This is a genomic window from Candidatus Magnetobacterium casense, assembly GCF_019173545.1.
GTDB lineage: Bacteria > Nitrospirota > Thermodesulfovibrionia > Thermodesulfovibrionales > Magnetobacteriaceae > Magnetobacterium > Magnetobacterium cryptolimnobacter.
This window is the reverse complement of sequence record NZ_JABXWD010000305.1, coordinates 1-4,079: the sequence shown is the minus strand read 5'-3', so window position 1 is coordinate 4,079 and position 4,079 is coordinate 1. Positions and strand designations below refer to the sequence as shown.

Genomic DNA, 4,079 nt, shown 5'->3' with positions numbered 1-4,079 from the left:
GGGGGCTGGCCCCCTTGCAGGGGGTTCTGAAGGGGGGCGGAGCCGCCCCTTTCTTTCTTCTATTCAGGCAATTTTGATACCCGAAAAAACTCGAATCCGATCAGTATAGCATTAACAGGCTATCTAAAGTTGCTTAATGGCGAAGGTATTGTGTAACCCAATACACTTCGGTAAGCCCTGATCATATTTATTCCTCCTGGTGTCATTTTTGATGATTTTACGCTTTAACGATAACATATCTCCATATCGCTGTCAATACGTATGAACTTAAAAAAATATTGGTTGTTGTGGTAAAGTGTAGAATTGTGATACTATAAAGCAGGCGATTAAATATATGGAAAAAGAGCGCATATTACTTGTAGATGACGATGCAATACTGATAACGGGATTGCAGCGATTACTCCAGGGCTGGGGGTATGATGTGGTCGGAATGGCCTATTCGGGTGAGGATGCCGTGATACAGGCCGGAGAGATGTTGCCGGACCTGATCTTGATGGATATCAACCTCGGTGGCAAGCTCGATGGCGTGGAAACGGCACGGCAGATAAAGGCCGACCTCAACATCCCGGTGATATATCTGACGGCCTACCTCGATAAGGACATAATCGAACGGGTGGAGAAGACAAACCCCTTCGCCTATATATTAAAGCCCTTCCAGGAGAGCGAACTATATGCGGCCATAAAAATAGCCCTGTACAACAGCAAGGCAGAGAAGATACTTACGCTTCACTATCATATACAGAACGTGTTAAATGCGATAGTCCGTATTTCGCTGGAACCCATATCGCTGACCGAGCAGATGGGAATGGTGCTGGATACGATCATAACTATCCCGTGGTTGGAGTTTGAGTCCAAGGGTGCCATTTTTCTACTGGGGCAGCGTGAAGACGTCCTTGAGATGCGGGTACAGAGGGGGCTTTCCGAGCACTTGTTGAGCCTCTGCAAGAACGTTCCCTTTGGCAAGTGCCTCTGCGGCAAATCGGCAGCCACCGGTGAGATCGTTTTTGCCAACAGCATTGACGATCGACACGACATCAGGTTTGATGGCATGATGCCGCATGGGCATTTCTGCGTGCCCATCATATTTACCAACAAGCTCCTTGGAGTGCTCAACCTGTACCTCAAGGAGGGCCACGTCAGAAGCCCCATGGAAGAGGAGTTCCTGATGGCGGTCTCCAACACCCTTGCCGGCATCATAGCACGCCGGGGCGCCGAGGAAGAACTGGAACGTGTAAAACGTCAGAATGAGCTGATCCTCAACTCTGCCGGAGAGGGCATATACGGCCTGGATATCAACGGACAGATAACCTTTGTAAACCCCGCGGCTGCTAAGATGCTCGGCTGGCAGCTACAAGAGCTGTTAGGCAAGCCCTATCACTGCATCAAGCACAACTCCAACTCCGGCAACACAGGCCATGCCGATCAGGACTGCCTGATATACAAGGCGTTTAAGGAAGGCAACGTCTATCGCGTCGAGGACGAGGTCTTCTGGCGAAAGGATGCCACGAGCTTTCCGGTAGAGTACGTGGCAACACCGATCGTTAATGAGCATGGCAACCTCTCCGGGGCCGTGGTTGTCTTTAACGACATGTTTGAGAGAAAGAAGGCACAGGCCGAAAAGATGGCGGCCCTCGGTCAACTGGTCTCCGGGGTTGCACATGAGATAAACACCCCCATTGGTAATGCCGTCTTATCCGCCTCGCACCTGCAAGAAAAGACACAGGATATTTTAACACTATTTCAGGACAACAAGATGACAAAGGGGGCACTACAGAGATACATAGAGGTCGTCAGAGAGGACAGCGACATAATCCTGAAAAACCTCCTCCGCTCCTCCGACATGATCAAGAGCTTCAAGATGGTCTCGGGCGACCAGACAAGTCAACAACGCCGACGCTTTGACCTCAGAGGCTACATAGAGGACATCATGCTGGGGCTCAAGCCGATGATAAAAAAGACCTCACACCGTATCACGATGAACTGCACCCCGGGGATAGAGATAGATAGCTATCCGGGGGCCTTTGCCCAGGTAATCACAAACCTGATCATGAATTGCCTCACACACGCCTTTGAAAGAAAGGACGGCGGCATCATAGATATTTCGGCAGTGCAGAAGCAAAGCAACATCGTTGTAACAGTCAGCGACAATGGCAAGGGCATACCGGAGGCGATCATGGGCAAGATATTTGACCCCTTTTTCACGACAAATCGTCAGGCAGGCAACACCGGCCTCGGCCTGCATATAGTGTATAACATCGTACATCAAACCCTGCAAGGGGACATCCATTGTCAGAGTGCTGAGAAGTCAGGAACAAACTTTACGATCTCCATACCCAGGGAGTTGCCATGCACAACGAACCAATAAATTGCCTGTGGGATATGCCGGAGTATATACCTGAGGACTCGGAACCTTACCTCTTTTTTGAGGAAGACACCCCCTCGCAATTACAGATCGATGCACAGGCTGGTGCGGACGCTTCCTCCTGGAAGGTGATAATCGTTGACGACGAACCGGAGGTACACAGGGCCACGAGGGCCACGCTGGTTGACTTTGTCTTTCAGGAGAGGCGGTTACATTTTGTATCGGCCTTTTCGGCAAAGGAGGCCAGGCAGGTGATTAAGGACAACGCCAATGTGGCCATCATAATCCTTGATGTGGTGATGGAAAGCGAGCAGGCTGGCCTGTCTCTGGTGCGGTATATACGTCAGGAGTTAGATAACAAACACGTTCGGATATTGATCAGGACAGGGCAACCGGGCATAGCCCCCGAAAAATCCGTGATCGTGGACTACGATATCAATGGTTTCCTGGACAAGAGTGATCTGACGATACAGAGGTTTTATACGGCCATTATTACATGTCTGCGTTCCTATTGCGACATCCGGCAATTGGAGGAAACAAACGTTGCGCTTAAGGCGGAGATGGAAAGACGCATAAAGGCCGAAAAGACGGTGATCGAAAAAGAGCGTCAGGCCGCCATTGGCCTTGCCATTGCCCAGATAATCCACGGCACTAAAAACATCCTCAACGCCCTCCAGGGGGGCAAGTATATCATCAATGTGGCCCTGGCCGACAACAACATCGAGCTGCTGAAAGAGGGCTGGGGTGTCACCGAGCTTGGCATCGCGCGCATGGAGACTCTGACTGCAGACCTGCTCAACGTCTCACGCACCGGTAAGCTGCAACTGCACCCGGGCTCCGTCAATGACCTGATAAGGGATATCACAACGCCCTTCCAATCGTTTCAGGCCGGCTCAGTGCCACCGGAGGTAGAGGTCATCGCCGAACTGGACGATACCCTGCCGGTGTTTTCCTTCGACTACAAGGCCCTCCATACTGCCCTGATGAACCTCGTCTCTAATGCAACAGATGCCTGCAGGGACAAGAAATATGCAGACAACGACAGGGCCAGGGTGGTTATCCGAACCCACTGCCGGGAGACCGGTTTTGCTGCCATAGAGGTCAGCGACAATGGTTGTGGTATCAGGGAGGCGGACATGGAAAATATCTTTACCATGTTTTATTCTACCAAGTACCTCAACGGCAACGGACTTGGCCTGCCCATTACAAAGAAGATCGTTCAGGAGCACGGCGGAGAGATTACGGTTAGCTCACACAGAGGACACGGAACAACATTCTCAATAGAACTCCCCACAGAAAAAAAATGTATGGGTAATTTGACAATGTCAGATTATAGAAAAATAGGGATTGTCTGAACTAGGATTACGGTAATAGTTCACCCCCCTAAGAAAAAGGAAAGAAAGGGGCGGAGCCGCTTCTTTGTCACTCCAGGACGCTCCTGGCCCCCTTGAGCCCCCCCCGCAAGGGGACCAGTCCCCTACTGAGCCGGGGGTCGCTGCCCCCTTGACCCCGTCAAAATGCCGCATATTCTGTATTTAATCCAATCGAAATTTGCTATAATATTATGATTGTATCATGTATACAGAGTACAATGGTATCACAGCGATTGATCTACGTGAGATAGTTGTACGTCGGGTGCTGAGACGCTTTTGACATAACGGCAGAATCCGTGAAGCTAAATTGGGAACATGCCAATCTGGCAGAATCACAAAACGAC

The 4,079-nt window shown here is 50.5% G+C and carries 2 protein-coding genes; both read left to right on the top strand.

The annotated features are described in order from the left end of the window. The first annotated feature begins 334 nt into the window (after positions 1-334). On the top strand, positions 335-2,365 hold the full coding sequence (locus HWQ67_RS13770; RefSeq protein ID WP_218253265.1) for an ATP-binding protein: 2,031 nt from the start codon (positions 335-337) through the stop codon (positions 2,363-2,365). Continuing rightward, on the top strand, positions 2,347-3,717 hold the full coding sequence (locus HWQ67_RS13765; protein ID WP_218253264.1) for a sensor histidine kinase: 1,371 nt from the start codon (positions 2,347-2,349) through the stop codon (positions 3,715-3,717). Before HWQ67_RS13770 ends, HWQ67_RS13765 begins: the two co-directional genes overlap by 19 nt. The last annotated feature ends 362 nt before the right edge of the window (positions 3,718-4,079 follow it).

What these genes read in the sequence shown, in the direction of transcription:
- HWQ67_RS13770 (WP_218253265.1), top strand. Translation starts at nt 335, where the DNA reads ATGGAAAAAGAGCGCATATTACTTGTAGATGACGATGCAATACTGATA.
- HWQ67_RS13765 (WP_218253264.1), top strand. Translation starts at nt 2,347, where the DNA reads ATGCACAACGAACCAATAAATTGCCTGTGGGATATGCCGGAGTATATA.